Origin of the sequence: Xanthomonas campestris pv. badrii (assembly GCF_012848175.1) — a bacterium.
Taxonomy (GTDB): domain Bacteria; phylum Pseudomonadota; class Gammaproteobacteria; order Xanthomonadales; family Xanthomonadaceae; genus Xanthomonas; species Xanthomonas campestris_C.
In genome coordinates, this window is the sequence record NZ_CP051651.1 from 2,027,846 (window position 1) to 2,046,162 (window position 18,317).

General features: G+C 66.6%; 7 protein-coding genes. 3 read left to right on the forward strand and 4 right to left on the reverse strand.

The window, feature by feature from the left end:
- The first annotated feature begins 59 nt into the window (after positions 1-59).
- Positions 60-10,256 carry an autotransporter-associated beta strand repeat-containing protein gene (locus HG421_RS08545; protein ID WP_169706036.1) on the forward strand — a complete coding sequence of 3,399 codons (10,197 nt, stop codon included), beginning with the start codon at positions 60-62 and terminating at the stop codon, positions 10,254-10,256.
- 263 nt (positions 10,257-10,519) lie between these two features.
- Here the strand turns inward: HG421_RS08545 and HG421_RS08550 are convergent, their stop codons facing one another.
- Both HG421_RS08550 and HG421_RS08555 read right to left on the reverse strand, forming a co-directional pair.
- Positions 10,520-13,297 (reverse strand): S8 family serine peptidase, encoded by a 2,778-nt coding sequence (locus HG421_RS08550; RefSeq protein ID WP_169706037.1) that lies wholly within the window; start codon positions 13,295-13,297, stop codon positions 10,520-10,522.
- Between the two features lie 635 nt (positions 13,298-13,932).
- Entirely contained in the window at positions 13,933-14,244 is a 312-nt protein-coding gene (locus HG421_RS08555) for a hypothetical protein (RefSeq protein WP_248279485.1), read from the reverse strand.
- A 238-nt stretch (positions 14,245-14,482) separates the two neighbouring features.
- Between HG421_RS08555 and HG421_RS08560 the strand changes: the two genes are divergently transcribed.
- A complete protein-coding gene (locus tag HG421_RS08560) occupies positions 14,483-14,899 on the forward strand; it encodes a hypothetical protein (RefSeq protein WP_169706038.1) in 417 nt (138 codons plus the stop codon).
- Positions 14,896-16,218 carry a PQQ-dependent sugar dehydrogenase gene (locus tag HG421_RS08565; RefSeq protein ID WP_169706039.1) on the forward strand — a complete coding sequence of 441 codons (1,323 nt, stop codon included), beginning with the start codon at positions 14,896-14,898 and terminating at the stop codon, positions 16,216-16,218. Before HG421_RS08560 ends, HG421_RS08565 begins: the two co-directional genes overlap by 4 nt.
- A gap of 224 nt (positions 16,219-16,442) precedes the next feature.
- On the opposite strand, the gene HG421_RS08570 is transcribed toward HG421_RS08565, so the two are convergent.
- A complete protein-coding gene (locus tag HG421_RS08570) occupies positions 16,443-16,718 on the reverse strand; it encodes a hypothetical protein (protein WP_169706040.1) in 276 nt (91 codons plus the stop codon).
- Positions 16,719-16,865: 147 nt separating this feature from the next.
- The gene (locus HG421_RS08575) at positions 16,866-17,291 is read right to left on the reverse strand and encodes a YqaA family protein (RefSeq protein WP_169706041.1); all 426 of its coding nucleotides are present in this window, start codon (positions 17,289-17,291) and stop codon (positions 16,866-16,868) included.
- Between the last annotated feature and the right edge of the window lie 1,026 nt (positions 17,292-18,317).

Below are 18,317 nucleotides of genomic sequence, written 5' to 3' on the forward strand. Positions count from 1 at the left end.
CCGTCATCAAGCAGGCGCGTGCATAGCGTTTGACATGGACGGCCGTCAGGGGAGTCAGGATGAATCGTGCATTTGCGCTTGTCTGGAACGCGACCATCGGCAATTGGGTGGTGACGCACGAGCTGGTACACCGCCGCCGCAAGCCCGGGGCAGGGCGACGGATCGTGCCAGGATTGGTGATGGCAGCGGCAGGGGCCGCCAGCCCCATGTTGGCCTGGGGAGCCTGCACGCCTGCGATCCCGGCGGCGGGCGCAACCGTGACCTGCACCGGCCTTGCCGGCACCGGTAATGCCTTTTCCAGCAACGCAAACAATCTCACACTCAACGTGGCTGCCGGGACGCAGATGACTGCGGGCCTGCTCGGGGGCACGGCGATCGCACTCGGTGGCACCAACGCCACGCTCAACAACAGCGGCTCCATCGACCCGTCCGTGCTTGGATTGCTGTCGGTGCTGAGCACCGGCGTCACCATGGGCAATACGAGCTCGACCGCGGTGATCGCCAACAATCTTGCAAGCGGCAGCATCTACGGCACCGGTGGTGTGCTCGGCGGCAACCTGCTCAATCTCGACGGCATGGCGCTGGGCATCACCTCCGCCAGCAATGGCACGGTACAGATCAACAATGCCGGCTTGATCAGCAGCAGGCCGCTCATCAACCTGTCGGTCCTGGGCGCCGACACCCCGGTCATTGCAGTGAGCGGCGGCGGCACCGTCAACGCCGTCAATACCGGCACCATCGAAGGACGCGTCGGTTTCCAGCCGTCCGCCACCGGCAATACCTTCATCAATGCCGGCACCATCAGTGGCAGCGTGGCGATGGGTGTCAACAGCACCAACACCTTCACTGCGGTGACCGGCAGCAGCATCGGTAGCGCCGGCGGCGTCGGCCTGGAGCTGCTCGGTCCGGGCGGTCTGTTGCGCTTTGCGCGAGCCGGCGTGGTCGATGGCGGCGCAGGCGGAAACAACACGCTGGTTGCGCAGAATGCGGTCAGCGGAACCGGGAGCGGCAACACGGGCGCCGGTACGCTGAGCACGGACCAGTACATCAACTTCAACGGCCTGCGCGTCAATAGCGGTACCTGGACACTGGGCGGCGCAGGCAACTTTGGAAGCAGTGCGCTCAATGGCGGCGTGTTGCGATTTGCCACGCCGGCGCAACTCGGTACCGCCATCACGGCCAATGGCGGCACGCTCGAAGCCACTACCGGCCTGACGCTGGCGCCTGCGGGCGGCATCACGTTGGCCGCAGGTGGCTTGACCGTGCAAGGTGCCAACGCGCTGACCATCGGCAGCACGTTGAGCGGTGGAGGAGCGTTGACCAAGACCGGCTCCGGCGCGTTGAGCCTGGCCGGCACCAACACTTTCACTGGTGGCGTGAATCTGGCAGGAGGTTCCCTGGCGGCTGGCAACAGCAGTGCGGTGGGCACCGGCACCATCACCGCATCCGGCGGCAGCCTGCTGGCGGATGCTGCGCTCGACCTGCCCAATGCGGTGGTGTTGAACACCGCGCTCGGCATCGGCGGCGCAAACAACGTGCGCCTTGGCGGCGTTGTCAGCGGAAGCGGCGCATTGAACAAGACCGGGTCGGGCACGCTGACCCTGGGCGGCGTCAACAGCTATACGGGGGGGACCACGCTGAGCGCGGGTACCACGGTGCTGGAGACGGCCAGCGCACTCGGCGGCGGTACCGTCACTGCCGCAGGCGGGACGCTGGATACGGCTGCACCGTTGACGCTTGGCAACGCGTTCGCGTTGGGCAGCACATTGGGCCTGGGCGCAAGCGGCAATGCATTGACCTTGACTGGATCGCTCGCAGGAACGGGGGGCATCACCAAGAACGGCTTCGGCACGCTTACGCTCAATGGAACGAACACCTATTCGGGCACCACCACACTGGCGGCGGGTACCCTGCAGTTGGGCAACAGCTCGGCGCTGGGCACCGGGCTGCTGGATGTCATCGACAACGCCAACCTGAGCGCCAGCGCCGCATTGACGCTGGGCAACGCGGTCAATCTTGCGGGGCCGTTGACCTGGACCGGCACGCAGGCGCTCACCCTGGGCGGCGTGATCAATGGCGCTGGCAGCCTGGTCAAGAGCGGCGCTGGCGATCTCAGCCTGACCAACATCAATGGCTACACCGGCGGCACCACGCTGAGCAATGGGCGGCTGGTGGTCGGCGCCAATGCGGCGCTGGGCACCGGCACACTCACTGCCAGCGGCGGCACCCTCGATGCAGGCGCCGCGGCGACCGTGACCAACACGATATCGCTCACGGGCACGCTGGGCCTGGCCAGCAATGGAACCGCGTTGAACCTGGCCGGCACCATCAGCGGCGCGGGCGCGTTGACCAAGCTGGGCACCGGCACGCTCACCGTCAGTGGTCTGAATACCTACACCGGTGGCACCACGCTCAATGCCGGCACCTTGCAGATAGCGAACGGCAACGCGCTCGGCAGCGGTGCCCTGACAGTCACCGGCAATGCCGCGTTGCAAGGCAGCGCTCCAACCACGTTGACCAATGCGATTGCGTTGAATGCCGGGGCACTCACGCTCGATGGCGCACAGGCGCTGTCGCTCGGCGGCGGCATCAGCGGCGCCGGCAGCCTGGTCAAATCCGGAAGCGGGGACCTCACCCTGAGTGGCAACAACGCCTACAGCGGGGGCACCACGCTGGGCGCGGGCAAGCTCATCGTGGGCAGCAACACGGCGCTTGGCACCGGTGCGCTCACCGCCGCCGCCGGTACCACGCTGGAGTCCATCGCGGTCAGCACGCTTGCCAATGCCATCGCCTTGACCGGGCTGGTCAACATCGGCGGCAGCAATGCGCTGACGCTCACCGGCACCGTCAGCGGCGCCGGCGGCCTGGACAAGCTCGGCCCCGCAAGCCTGACCCTGGCAGGGAACAACACGTATGCCGGAGGCACCCAGCTGACCGCAGGCAGCCTGTTGCTGGGCAGCGATACGGCGCTGGGCAGCGGCACCCTGACCGTTTCCGGTGGCCTGCTCGATGGCACTGCGGCGCGCGCGCTTGCCAACGCTGTCGTGCTGAATGCCGACCTGTCGATCGGCGGCAGCCAGGACCTGGCACTCAATGGAGGGATCAGCGGGGCAGGTGGGCTGGTCAAGGGCGGCAACGCGGCGCTGAGCCTGGGCGGTGCCAATACCTTTGCGGGCGGCGTGGATCTCGATGCGGGTGCCCTGCTTGTTGGCAGCAGCACGGCCCTGGGCAGTGGTGTGTTGACCGCTGCCGACGGCACGCAGTTGCAGGCCACCAGTGCGGTCACGCTGGCCAACGATGTCGCATTGGATGGCGCACTGTCGCTGACCGGCACCAACAGCCTTGGGTTGACCGGTACCGTGAGCGGGGCAGGTAGCCTGGTCAAGCAGGGCATCGGTGCATTGACGCTGATCGGCAACAACCTCTACACCGGCGGCACGCTGCTGGATGCGGGTTCGCTGGTGGTCGGCAGCAATGCCGCGCTGGGGACCGGCGCGCTGACCGCCGACGAGGGCACCGCACTCAACGCCAGCACCGCGGTCACCTTGCAGAATGCCATCACGGTGAACGGCGCGCTCAGCGTCGATGGGCAGGACCTGGGCCTGGCAGGCGTCATCGACGGTGCTGGAAGCCTGGTCAAGAACGGCACGCAAACGCTCACGCTCGGCGGCAGCAATACCTGGTCGGGCGGCCTGCAGTTGCAGGCCGGCGCCGTGGTGGTCGGCAGCGACACTGCGCTGGGAACCGGTACGCTCACCGCTGCAGGCGGTACGTCGCTGGACGCCAGCAGCGCGGTGACGCTGGCGAACGCGCTGGCGTTGAATGGTGCGTTGACGCTGCCAGGCACGCAGGACATCGCCTTGGATGGCGTGATCAGCGGCACCGGCAGCCTGCAGAAGCAGGGCATCGCCAGCCTGACCCTGGGCAGTGCCAATACCTTCAGCGGCGGCGTCACCCTGGACGCCGGTCGCCTGGTGCTGGGCAATGCCGGCGCGCTGGGCGCCGGTGACCTGACTGTCGCGGGTGCGGCGGAACTGGATGCCAACACCGCGCTGGGTATCGGCAATGCCGTGCAGTTGAACAGCCAGCTCAACCTGGTCGGCAGCAACGATCTGGCGGTGAATGGCGCCATCACCGGCACCGGCAGCCTGATCAAGACTGGCGCGTCCACGTTGGCGCTGACTGCGAGCAACAGCTACAGCGGTGGCACCACGCTCGCGGCGGGCAAGATTGCGGTAGGCGCGGACACGGCGCTCGGCAGCGGCAGCCTGTCGGTCACCGGCAACTCGGTGCTGAGCAATGCGATCGCCGTGGCCCTGGGCAACGCGATCGACCTGGGCGCCGCGCTGACCATCGACAACGCGGCGGACATGCTGGCCAGCGGCACGATCGGCGGTGCAGGCGCATTGACCAAGACCGGTCTCGGCACCTTGACGCTGAGTGGCAGCAATACCTACACCGGCCCGCTGGCGATCCAGGGTGGAACGGTAGTGGCCAGCACCGCGGCATCGCTGGGCAATGCCAGCCTGGTCGACTTGGCCGCCGGCGCGACGCTGAACCTGACCAACGGCGGGCTGATCAACGCGCTCGCCGGCACGGGCAGCGTGGACACCGATGCCGGTGCGACCCTGCAGTTGGGCAGCGGCGACTTCGCCGGCAGCCTGGGCGGCGGCGGTAACCTGGACAAGGTCGGCGCGGGCACCGTGCGTTTGCTCGGCAGCAGCGCGATTGGCGGCGCGACCCAGGTCAGCGGGGGGGCCCTGGATGTGGTCGGCAGCCTCGGCACCAGTGCAGTGAACGTTGCGCTTGGCGGCACGCTGACCGGTTCCGGCAGCAACGGCACCATCTCGAGCGACACCACCATCGGCAACGGTGGCCGGCTGGCATTGACCAGCGGCTCCTCGCTCAGTGTGGGCGGCCTGACGCTGGCACCGGGCGCCATCGTGGACGTCGGGCTGGCTGCACCGAGCACCACGCGCCTGCTGGCGGTCAACGGCAATCTCACCCTGGATGGCACACTCAATGTCACCGACATCGGCGGCTTCGGCAGCGGTGTGTACCGGTTGATCGATTACACCGGTGCGCTGACCAACAACGGCATGCTGTTCGGCGCGATACCGGGCAGTGTCGACATCAGCCAGCTGGCGTTGCAGACGGCCATCGGCCAGCAGATCAACCTGGTGGTCACGGCGCCGGGCAGCATCGTGCAGTTTTGGGACGGGGTGCAGACCACTGCCAACGGCACGGTGGACGGCGGCTCGGGCGTGTGGGGGGCCGCCACCAACTGGACCGGCCAGGATGGCTCGGCCAACAGCACCTGGCAAGGCGACTTTGCCGTGTTCTCCGGCACGGCAGGTAGCGTGGGCGTGCAGGGCACGCAGGAGGTGGGTGGCCTGCAGTTCGTGAGCGATGGCTACCAGTTGACCGATGCGGGCGCCGCTGCGCTCAACGTCACCGCGCCGCTCACCGCCATTCGCGTGGACCCCGGTGCAACGGCCACGATCGATGTCGCCATCTCCGGCATCGGCGGCGTGCAGAAACTCGACACCGGCACCCTGGTGCTCGACGCAGCCAATAGCTATGCCGGCGGCACCTCGCTGAGTGGCGGCACGCTGGTGCTGGGCGATGCGCAGGCATTGGGCACCGGCGCGCTGACCGCCGCTGGCGGCACCCGCATCGACAGCAACCAGGCGCTGGCCGTGGGCAATGCAGTGGTGCTCGACGGTACAGTGACGCTGCCCGGCAGCAACGACCTGGGATTGTCCGGGCCAGTCAGCGGTGCCGGCGGATTGATCAAGGACGGCAGCAGCACACTCACCCTGGCCGGCAACAACAGCTACAGCGGCGGCAGCGTGTTGAATGCCGGCACGCTGCTCGTCGGCAGCACTACCGCCCTGGGCACGGGCAGCCTGTCGGTGCTGGGCACTTCCACCTTGAGCAATGCCATTGCACTGGCGCTGGGCAACACCGTCACGCTCGGCGCCGATCTGACCATCGCCAGCGCTGCCGATCTGGCGCTGACCGGCACGCTCAGCGGCACCGGCGCACTGACCAAGACAGGGCTCGGCACCCTGACCCTGTCCGCTGCCAACAGCTTCAGTGGCCCGGTCACCGTGCAGTCCGGCGTGCTTGCCACCTCTGCCAGCGGCACCCTGGGTAGCGCCAGCACGGTGGATGTGGCGGCGGGTGCGCAATTGGCGCTGGGCAGCAGCACCAACCTGAGCGCCGTGAGCGGGCTGGGCGAAGTCGCCATTGCCGGCGGCAGCACCTTGCAGCTGGGCGGCGACAACAGCGATCGAACCTTCGCCGGCAGCTTCAGCGACGCCGGCAATCTGGACAAGGCCGGCACCGGCACCTTGCAACTCACCGGCAGCAGCGCGCTGGGTGGCACCACCCAGGTTCTCGGCGGCACGCTGGATGTGGATGGCAGCCTGGCCAGCGCGGGCGGCGTCAGCGTGGCCAGTGGCGGCACGCTGAGCGGCAGCGGTGTGATCGATGCCGCGGTCAGCGTCAATGACGGTGGCCGCCTGGTGGTGAGCAGCGGCGCCTTGCTGACTACCGGCAGCCTGAGCATGGCCCCCACTGCCACGCTCGATGCCTTCCTGGGAATCCCCAGCCAGACCGGCGTGCTGGCGGTCAATGGCAACCTCACGCTGGACGGTACGCTCAACATCACCGACATCGGCGGCTTCGGTAGCGGCGTCTATCGTTTGATCGACTACAGCGGCGCGTTGACCGATAACGGCATGAACATCGGCACGTTGCCCGGTAGCGTGGATCCCACCCAGCTGACCTTGCAGACGGCGCTTGCCCAACAGGTCAACGTGGTGGTGCTCTCGCCCGGCAGCAACGTGCAGTTCTGGGATGGCGCGCAGACCATTGCCAACGGCGCCATCGACGGCGGCAACGGTACCTGGACCAGCACTGCCACCAACTGGACGGCCATCGACGGCCTGACCAACAGCGATTGGCAGAGCAGTTTTGCCGTCTTCGGCGGTAGCGCCGGCACCGTGGGTGTGCAGGGCACCCAGGGCATCACCGGCATGCAGTTCATCACCGATGGCTATGTGCTGAGCGATGCAGGCGCCGGCGCACTGAGCGCCAATGCCGCCACGACCATCATCCGCGTCGATCCCGGCGTCACCGGCACCATCGACGTTGCCATCGGCGGCGCTGGCGCACTGCAGAAACTCGACACCGGCACCCTGGTGCTCGACGCCGCCAACAGCTATGCCGGCGGCACATCGTTGGGGGGCGGCACGCTGGTGCTGGGCGATGCGCAGGCATTGGGCACCGGCGTGCTGACCGCCGCCGGCAGCACCCGCATCGACAGCAACCAGGCACTGGCCGTGGGCAACGCAGTGGTGCTGGACGGCGCGGTGACGCTGCTCGGCAGCAACGACCTGGCGTTGTCCGGGCCAATCAGCGGTGCCGGCGGAGTGATCAAGGACGGCACCGGCACACTCACCCTGGCCGGCAACAACAGCTACGCCGGCGGCAGCGTGCTGAATGCCGGCACGCTGCTGGTCGGCAGCAACACCGCACTGGGGAGCGGCACGCTGTCGGTGGCTGGCGATTCGGTGCTCAGCAATGCGATTGCCGCCGCGCTGGGCAACGCGATCAACCTGGGCGCTGCGCTGACTGTCGACACACCGGCCGACCTGAGCCTGGCCGGCAACATCGCCGGCAGCGGCGCGCTGATCAAGACCGGCACCGGCACGTTGACGCTGGCCGGCAGCAATACCTATACCGGGGGCACGACGCTCACTGCGGGCACCCTGGTTGGCGATAGCGCGAGCCTGCAGGGCGGGATCGTCGACAACGCCACGCTGGTGTTCAACCAGGCGGGTGATGGTGTGTTTGGCGGGTCGATCACCGGCACCGGCACCCTGATCAAGGATGGCGCCGGTGCCTTGCTGCTCAACGGCGCAAATGGCTACACCGGCGGCACCACGATTGCCGCCGGCAGCCTGATCGGCGACACCACCAGCCTGCAGGGCAATATCGCCAACAATGCGGCACTGGTGTTCAACCAGGGCAGCGGCGGCGTGTATGCCGGCGTGGTCAGCGGCACCGGCTCGCTGGAAAAGACCGGCGGCGGCGCGCTGCAGCTGACCGGCGCCAACAGCTATTCCGGCGGCACCTTGATCAGTGCGGGCAGCTTGATCGGCGATACCACCAGCCTGCAGGGCGATGTGATCGACAATGCCACCCTGGTGTTCGACCAAGCCGGCGACGGCACGTTTGCCGGCACCATCAGCGGCGTCGGCAGCGTGGTGAAGCAGGGCGCCGCTGTCCTCACGCTGGCCGGCAGCAATGCCTACAGCGGTGGCACCACCGTGGCCAGTGGCACCCTGCAAGGCAACACCACCAGCCTGCAGGGCAACATCCTCGACAATGCGGTGCTGGTCTTCGACCAGGCCGGGGACGGCACGTTCGCCGGCACCATCACCGGCAGCGGCGCGCTGATCAAGACCGGCGCCGGTGCGCTCACCCTGGATGGCAGCAACACGTATCTGGGGGGGACCACGGTCAGCGTGGGCAACCTGATCGGCAACACCGCCAGCCTGCAAGGCGACATCACCAACAATGCCACGCTGACCTTCCTGCAAACCGGCAACGGCATCTATTCGGGCCGCTTGTTCGGCGTCGGAGGCTTCATCAAGAGCGGCCTGGGCACGCTGTTGATGACCGCCAACAGCAGCAGCTACGCCGGGCCGACCGAGGTCAATGCCGGCACCCTGAGCGTGGGCAATCTCGCCAATCCAGGCGCCGCACTCGGCGGGGCGGTCACCGTGGGGCCGGGCGGTACGCTCACCGGCAGCGGCACCATCGGCAGCCTCGTGCTTTCCGGTGGCAACCTGCTCATCGGCGGCGCCAACGGCACGCTCGCTGTCAGCGGCAATGCCACGATCGGCAGCGGGTCCACCGTGCAGGTCGCGCCAGGGGCCGATGGAGGCGTGACGCCGGTGACAGTGGGCGGTGCGGCGATCGTGGCGCCGGGCAGCACCTTGCAGATGGTACGTGCCGCCGAGTGGCCACTGTTCACCGAAATTCCGGTGATCAATGCCGCCGCTGGGGTGAGCGGGCAATTCACCAACATCGTGGCCGATTACGCCTTCGTCGACCCGAACTTCAACAGCAGCGCCACCGGACTGTCGATCTTCCTGGGGCGCAACACCGTGGGGATGATCGACACGGTCACCACTCCCAACCAGCAGGCCGCGGCATCCGCCGTGGATGGCCTGCCGGTGACCAGCCCGGTGTATCAATCGGTCGTGCGGTTGCCGGACGATCCCACGGCGTTGGCCACTGCCTTCGCATCACTGTCGGGCGAAAGCCATGCCAGTACCGCCACCGCGATGCTGGATAGCCGTTTCCTGACCAGCGGCATCGGCAGCCATCTGCGTGGCGACAGCCAGGACACCCGGATCGGCGAGACCATGGTCTGGATCACCGGGCGCAGCCTGCCCAATCGTGTCGATGGCGATGCCGATACGCATGCAGTGCGCCGCGAAGACAACGGTGTGATGGCCGGTGCGGAACGTCGCGTCGGCGAGCGCAGCGTGGTCGGCGTGGCGGTGGGCAGCCAGGACATCGAGAGCTGGTCGCGCGAGTGGGGCGATCGTGCCGACATCGAGGGCACGCATGCCGGCGTATACGCGCAGGCAGCGTGGTCCGCGTTCTCGCTGCAGGGCGCGCTGGACTACGCCGACTACCGGGTGGACGCCTCGCGCCGCGTGCTGCTGCCCGATGTGCTCGAAGAACGCCTCAGCAGCGACTACGATGCCACCGCGATCACCGCATCGCTGGAAGCGTCCTGGCAACTGCGCAGCGGCAATGCGGTCTACACCCCGTTTCTTGCCGCCGATTACACCCGCCTGAAGACCGACGGCTTCAGCGAGCGCGGCGGAATTGCCGGGCTGGCGGTGGAGCGCGCCACCGACGAGTTCATCACCGGCACGCTGGGCGTGCGTGGGCAGTGGGCGCTTGGTCAGCAGGCAGCACTGCATGCGTCGCTGGGTTGGCGGCATGCGTTTGGCGACCGTGCCGTGCAGCGCTCGGCCGGCTTTATCGACACCGATGCGCAGTTTGTGGTGCAGAGCGTCACCCTTGCCAGGAACGCGGTGATCGGCGAGCTGGGAGTCGGCCTGGTCACCTCACCGAACAGCCGCATGTCGTTGTCGCTGCAAGGCCTCGAAGGCGACGGCCAGACCGCCTATGGCGGGCAGGTGAGCTGGGGCTGGAGCTTCTGATCGCCTATGTTGGATACGCCATGCGATGGACTGATCGCGCTGCACCGACAGTGGCGCATGGCTGGCGATGAACCCACCAGGCCCCGGCATGCCGGGGCCTGGTGGGTGTGCCTGTTGATGGAGGCGCCCTTGGGAAGTGAGGACGTTATCGTTGGTCGTGGCGCTTTCGGGATCCGGGATTCGAGAGTGGGGGATTCGCTCGAGCGCCGGCATCAACGCGCCTGGCCTCGGGAGCGGAGACAACCCTGCGGGCGCAGGCGTGATCAGAACTGCCAGCGCAGGCCGACATTGGCATTGATGCTGTCGGCGTCCGACCGCCCGCGTTCTGCACCCATGTTGCCGTAGACGGAAAACGCATCGTTGAACTGGTAACGCACGCCGACCGAAGCACGTGCCGCCTGCCTGGTGACCGGAGCGCCGGAGACAGTGAAGCGCGCTTCCGGCAGACCGGTGAACCACGCAGTGAAGTCGGCGTTCGGATTGCCCAGCAGCGAGCGATAGGCGAGCAACCCATCGAAGCCCCACTTGCCGCGCGTCAGATGGCCACGCACACCCGCCTCGGCATAGCCGGCACGCAGGCTGTCGCTGCCGGCGCTCAGGCCCAGGCCGGTCGCCGAGGCTTCGCTGAACGCGTCCTGGGTCTGGCTGACCACACCTGCAGCGACGAACGGCGACACCCCTGCCTGCGGCATCAGCCCGACTTCTGCACGCAGCGACCAGTTGCTGTCGTGGCGGCGATCCTGCAGGCGCTCGCCGACAGTGCCGGCCTGTACCGTGCGCTCGGAGTCCACCGTGCTCATGCCGTACGAGCCGATGCCTGACAGGTAGGCCTGGCCGATGGGCTGATAGAGATACGCGGTCATCGCATAACGGTCCGAGCGCAGACGGCTGGCCGAGGCATCGATGTGCGCGCGATCCTGGCCAGAGGTCACTGCCGCACCGACGATGGTGCCGGCATGACCCAGCGGCAGGTCCACGCCGAAGGTGGTGGCTTGCTGGGTGTAGTCGGCCGAGGCAAAACCGCTGCGGCTCAGGTCGCCATCCAGGTAGCTGCCCTGCACCCAGGTGGTCAGGGTGGTGGTATCGGCCAGGTAGGGCAGGCGATCGGCGGCAACCCGCGCATCGTTGAGGGCCGACTGGAAGCCCAGCGTACGCTCCACGCCATGCACCTGCCCGGTCAGGGTCGGCAGCGATGCGGCAACCTGTGCATCGGAGGCCGCCAGCAGCGAACCGGTGGCGCTGATCAGACCGCCCAGATGTGCGGTGTCGCCGGAGGCCACGCGCGTGTCCAGCACCTTGACCAAGGTATCGGCCTGGGTGGCGCCTGCAACCACTGCCTGCGGTGCGCCGGCGGCCTGCGCGCTGGCGGCCGAGGCATTCCGCGTCAACGTTGCGGTGACCGTGGTCGGGTCGTACGCAAGCGCCGCGGTCCAGAAAAAATTGTTGGCGTATTGCACGCGGTCGAAGCTGCCTTGCAGCGTGCCGGCCCTGAGGATGGTTTCGGTGCTGCCGACGCGATAGCCAGCGGCTTCGGGCAATAGCAGCAGATTGCCCTTGAGACTGGCCCGGCCGGTGACGGTCAAGCCCTTGCCCAGTTCGATGGCGGTGGTCCCTGTGTTGTTGACCAGGCTGTAGCCGCCGTTGATCACACCGCCGCGCGATTCGAAGGTGGCCGAGTTGGCCACCAGCAGATCCGAGCGCAGGCTGCCGGACAGCGCGAGTACGCCATCAATGATGGTGGTGCCGCCGCTGTAGCTGTTATTGCCGCTCAGGGTGAGCTTGCCGGCACCATTCTTGGTCAGGCTGCCGCTGCCGGAAATATCGTTGCTGAAGGTGCTGTCGTAGCCTGCACCCACATTGGCCGACCAGTTGCTGGCGAACTGGCCCGGTCCCTTGATCGCCTTGGCGGCATTGACCAAACCCCAGCCGTACAGTGCATCCACGCCCGGGTCGCCCAGGTCGGTGGCGGTGCTCAGCAAGGTCTGCTGCAGGTTGGACGCGCTCATCCACGGGTACACACTCAGCACCTGCGCGGCGACGCCGCTGACAGCAGCGGTGGAGAACGAGGTGCCCGCGACCTGGCCCTGCAATTCGGTACCGGCCAGTGCCGGCGCGGTGAAGCTGCCCGGCGCTACCAGGCACCACTGCGCGGCTGCGCCGCAATGGTTGGAATAACTGGTCAGGCCTGCGGGGTTACCGGAGCTATCGACATCGATCGCGCCCACGGCCAGCCAGTTGTTGCGTACGCTCGCTTCCTGCACCGGCGTGGCCGCCGGGTACGAGGCTTCCGCCGCGCCTTCGTTGCCGGTGGAGGCAACGATCAGCGCATCCGCCTGCACCAGCGGCGTCAGCGCAAACCGCCAGGCGGCCGCAGCATTCGCGCTGCTGGCGGCATCGGCGTACGACGCGCCCAGCGACAGGTTGGCGATCCGCACACCGGCCGCCGCCAGGCCTACCGCAGCGGTGCGGGCCTGCTGGGTACCGCAGGAATTCTCTGCGCAGATGCGTGCATAGAACAGGTCTGCATCCGGCGCCACACCGCCGGCAAATCCGTCCTGGGCCGAACCCAGCACCAGCGCCGAGACGATCGTGCCATGGCCGCGCAGCGCGTTGGAGGAAGACTCCGGCGTTCCCGGGCTGGCGGTGTAATCGGTGAACCCATCGACCTTGCCGGCAAGCGGTGCATAGCTTGGCACCAGGTTGTCGTCCAGCACTGCAAGCTTGACGCCCTGGCCCCGCGCACCGGCCTGCTGCGCCAGATCGGCGTTGATCGGCACCAGCAGATTGCTACCCACGCCCTGGTAGCGGGGAGGTGCAGGCGTCGGCACCGGCGCAGTCTTGGGCAGCGGGTCGGAGGTGGTGTCCGGCGTGGTTGGAGTCGTCGGAGGGGTAGGAGTCGTCGGAGTGCTCGGCGTAGGGGCCGGTGCAATCACCGTGCTCTGCGGCGGCTCGCTACGGACGTTGCCGCCACCCCCACCGCCACCGCAGGCGGTCAGGACGAGGCAGGATGCGATGGTGGTAGCGAGCAGCGAGCGATTCATGGCTTGGTCGATTCCGTTGATTGAAGGCGCGCCGCACTGCTGGATCCGACAATGGCGCAGAAGATTCCCGCGCCGATTGCTGCTGGCGCAGGCGGTGGTTTGGCACATTGGTCATTTCAGCCTTTTGCTGGTCCGCCCCCGCTGATCCGCGCAATACGGTCATCAAGGCGCATGGCTGAGAAATGTTTCGTGTGCTTGCGAGAGTGTTTAACGGCGCTAGCCAATCGCTCTAAAATCTGAATGGACAGTTGCTATTCAGACAGAATGTCTACCCATCGACGAAGGCGATTTATTCCATAGCTAAAACGAATTAGATGCCCCCTAGCAGCCCGAAATACAGAAAAACGTTGGAGCGAGCGCGACAATGAAGGATCACATTCAAAATGCGGCGTAGATCTTAAAGGGCCAGCAGGATCGAGGTAATCGGGGGATTCCGTCACGCTGTGGGTGATCCACCTACCCGCTTTGGCGGATTCTGGCGCCGCTCAGCGTCTCTAACGGACTCCAGCGTACGCACCTGGCTGATGCTTGATTAAGTTCAAACGGCGCAGCGCTAGAACAAAGAGATTCCAGCAAGGACGATTCGACTGGCGAGAAAAGAATTGCGCCTCATTCGGCGCGCTGGTCAGGGCGATTTATCGATTCGACCTGAATTCGAATTCCACGGAATAAAAAGCGATCGTCTTATTTGGGATCGGGTCGATGGCCGGCGCAAACTCGAACGGTGGCCCGCTCATCGGTGCACCTGCGAGGCGGGTTTGATTGGCGGTGCCCAGTGCGAGCAATGCCTGGCCGGTCGGCACCGGGCCCGGCGAGTCGCCGGGCGGGTCGACAATGTCACGCTGCCGTCGTGCCTCCATGACCTGCATCAACGCCGCCAATGCATTGAGGCTGCGTGGAAAGCCGGCGTCGATGCGCGTGATTCCAAGCGCTGACAGCGACAGCAATGTGCGACCGAAGGCCGCTGCGTCATGCGGCCCGACCAAAAACCACGCGAACTGCTTCGCCTTGCCGAGACGACATTGCCATGGCCAGCAGCTTGTCTCGACATGACTGTTTCATCGGTATGCGCTGTCTACGCTGGTGCTCGCCACGACGGCCAGACGTGCAGCCAATATCGTCCTGCTCATCACATGCAGGCTGGCAACATCGTCGTTACGTCTTGCCCAGCCATACGAGTCCACCATGAATGCAACCGCTGTCCCGGCCCGCTTGCGGGCCATCCATCCGTTTCACGCCGCCATCCTGGGCGGCGTGTGGCCCCTGTTCCTGGGCACGCTACTCAGCGACTACGCCTACTGGAGCTCCTACCAGATCCAGTGGAGCAACTTCGCGTCGTGGTTGCTGGTCGGGGCGATGGTGATGACCACCCTTGCAGTGCTGGCCGCGGTGATCGGGCTGGTCCGCGGCAGCGGGAATCCGGTCTACCTGCTGGCGCTGGTGGCCACCTGGGTAGTGGGTTTCTTCGATGCCCTGCATCACGCACGCGACGCCTGGGCCATCATGCCGGCGGCGCTGGTGCTGTCGGGCATTGCAACGCTGCTTGCGGTGGTTGCCGCCTGGTCGGGGCTGTCCGGTCTGCGTCTGGGAGGTGCACGATGAGCCGCCAATCCCGAGTGCTTGCGGTGTCCATCCTCGCTGCCGCGCTGGCCGCCTGCGGTCAGGCGCCCGAGTTGAACCAGCATGGCGCAACGCCCAATTTGCCGGCACCCGACCGCGGCGTGCTGCCGGACATGACCATCGCCGATCCCACCACGTGGCGCAACAGCACCCCGACCGTGCCGTCCGGGTACCGCATCACCGCCATCGCGCGCGATCTGGCCATTCCGCGGCAGACGCTGGTGCTGCCGAATGGCGACATCCTGGTGGCCGAAGGCCGCGGCGGCTCTGCGCCCAAGCTCAAGCCCAAGGACATCGTTGCCGGCCCGATCAAGGCCAAGGGCACCACCCAGGTCAAGAGCGGCAATCGCCTGACCCTGTTGCGTGACGCCGACGGAGACGGCACCTATGAATTGAAGACCGTCTTCGCCGACAAGCTCAACGCGCCGTACGGGCTCGCGCTGATCGGCAATGCGCTTTACGTCGCCAACCAGGATGCCCTGGTGCGCTTCGACTACCGCGACGGCCAGACCAAGGCCAGCGGCGCGCCAAGCAAGCTGACCGACCTGCCGTCGGCCATCAACCATCACTGGACCAAGGCGCTCACCGCCAGTGCAGACGGCCGTTACCTGTATGTGGCGATCGGCTCCAACAGCAACATCACCGAACGCGGCATGGATGTCGAAATCGATCGTGCGCAGGTCTGGCAGGTCGATGCGGCCACCGGCGCGCACAGGCCGTATGCCACCGGCCTGCGCAATCCAACCGCGCTGGCCATCCAGCCCGGCAGTGGCGCGCTGTGGGCGGTGGTCAACGAACGCGACGAGATCGGCCCGAACCTGGTGCCCGACTACCTGACCTCGGTGCGCGAAGGCGGCTTCTACGGCTGGCCCTACAGTTACTGGGGCAAGCACGTGGACACGCGGGTCATGCCGCAGGATCCGCAGAAGGTGGCCTCGGCGATCGCACCGGACTACGCCTTGGGCTCGCATGTGGCCGCACTCGGCGTTGCCTTCTCTGCGCCGGTGATGGGTGCGAAGTTCGCAGACGGCGTCTTCGTCGGCGAGCACGGTAGCTGGAACCGCAATCCGCCGGTGGGCTACAAGGTGGTGTTCGTGCCGTTCCGCGACGGCCGGCCCGCGGGCGACCCCATCGACTTCGTCTCCGGCTTCCACGGTGAGGATGGCAAGACGCGCGGCCGCCCGGTCGGCGTCACGGTCGATCCGCGCGGCGCGCTGATCGTGGCCGATGACCTGGCCAACATCATCTGGCGTGTCACTCCCGACACCGCGCCAGCATCGCCGCCGCAAGCGATGCGTTGAGCGGCGGGGGCAGGTGCCATTCGAGCGGTCGTGGCGTTGGCGCCACGACCGCTTCGCGGCGCGATCCTGTCGCAGCGATTGCATCGGCCTGGCGCTTGCGTCGGTTGCACGAGCGACGCTGCAGCGCGAACGAGGCGCTACAGGCACGAAAAAAACCCCGCAGAGCGGGGCTTCTCGATCAACGATTCAGCCACCGAGACGGCAGCGATGCTGCCGCCTGGGGCTCAGGGCAGATCGCACTTGATCTTGCCATCCACGTAATAGGGTTTGGGCACATCCGGATTGGTGCTGGTCTTTTCGAACACCACCTCGAACGAGGCCATGTCCACCTTGCCCTTGCGCGACTCGCAGGCTTCCTGCAGCTTCTTCTTGACCGCGGTGATGCCGGCCTCGCGGTTGGCGCCATCGGCGCTATTGGTCAGGTTGGCAACCTCGGCAGAGGCCAGGGGGCTGAGGCCAAGCAGGCATCCAGCGAGCAGCATGCTATGCAGCTTCTTCATACGATCTCCTTTGCGATGTCCAATGTGCAGCGTCCTGTGCGCCGCGTGAGGCCTGCGGCGCGCCGACAGCATAGGCGCGCTGCGTTAAGCGGCCGTGCGTATCGGCGGCGGCGCGGCCTCCAGGCAGCCTGCACGCTGCTTCCAGGCTCAGGGAATGAGCGCCAGCGTTCCCGCTGCAACCACCAGGTAACGTGCGGTCTTGGCGATCGCCACCAATGGCAGAAAAATGCGTAGCGGCTCGCGCATCACCCCGGCGGCCAAGGTGAGCGGGTCGCCGATGATCGGCATCCAGCTCACTAGCAGCGACCACCTGCCGTACTTCGCGTACCAGCGCTGGGCACGCTGCAGGGCGCGTGGCGTGACCGGAAACCAGCGCCGGCGCTGGAAACGCAGCGCCTCGCGCCCGATCCACCAATTGATCAACGAGCCCAGCACGTTGCCGAGGCTGGCGACGGCCACGAGCCCGGCGACCGAGCCGCCGTCCAGCAACAGCGCCGCCAATACCGCTTCCGACTGCGCGGGCAGCAGGGTGGCAGCGATCAACGACAGTGCGAACAGCGAAAGATAGGTCACGAACACTCTTGTGCAGAGGGGGCAACAGACCGCGGCCGGCGTGTGGGTGGCGAGAGTAGCGCAGCCGGCCGATCAAAGCGCGCGAGGAACAGCTGCCGCGCACCGATGATGCCAAGCAGCCAAGAAGGTGGCTGCTTGGCGGCAGTGGAGACTGCGGGAAGGAGGCGCTGTCGCCGGCCGTTGCGTCACAGCCAGCTATCCCGCATGACGCACGCGTTGCCTGGTCGTGTGTACCACTGAGCGATGGGCGGTCATGTCTTTGATTGACGCCTTGAGTGTTCGATGCGTTCCTTGCGATGGAAGCCCTGCACGACGTCCCGCCGCGCATCTGCATCCAGGTCTGTCGCGTTGCTGCGCTCAGCAGACGCTTGCCTGACGATCGGCCGCGTGTTGTGCGCCTTCTTGCGTGCCTACAAGCCATTTGAAAAGCCTGTTTGTAGATAACGCACCATCGCCTGCGCGCTAAACATGTGCTACGCCGACGCGCTGACAAGGTGGGCTGCCGCTGTCATAACTTGCTACCAGGTGGCGTGGCGAGGCGTATGGAATTGGGTCAACGCAACGTCGTATCGATGTGTTCAAGAGGTGCGTATCAGCTCACCCCAGGTTGACGAATCAGCACCTAGATTGGCGTATGTCTCAAACATCCTTCGCTCCTGATCGTCCGCCGGACTCATCTGCAATACCGCTCAATCCAGCGCTTGCGCAGCGTGTGCGAGAGTATGTGCGCGCGACACCGCAGCTTCCGCATCCCGGAGCAGGGCAGACGCGCGAGCGGTGGCAGGCACTGAGCAGGCTGGGCGCTGAAAGCCTGCCGCTAGCCAAGGTGCTGGAGGCCCATTACGACGCCCTGTCGATCTTTTCAGAAGCCGGGCAGCCAGCGCCGTCAACCGGGGAAATCTGGGCCGTATGGGCTGCCGGCGGTCCGCAGGACACCGCAACATACGAAGCAGGCTCATGCACTGTCTCCGGCATCAAGCCGTGGTGTAGTGCAGAGCTGGATGTCGTGACACATGCATTGGTGAC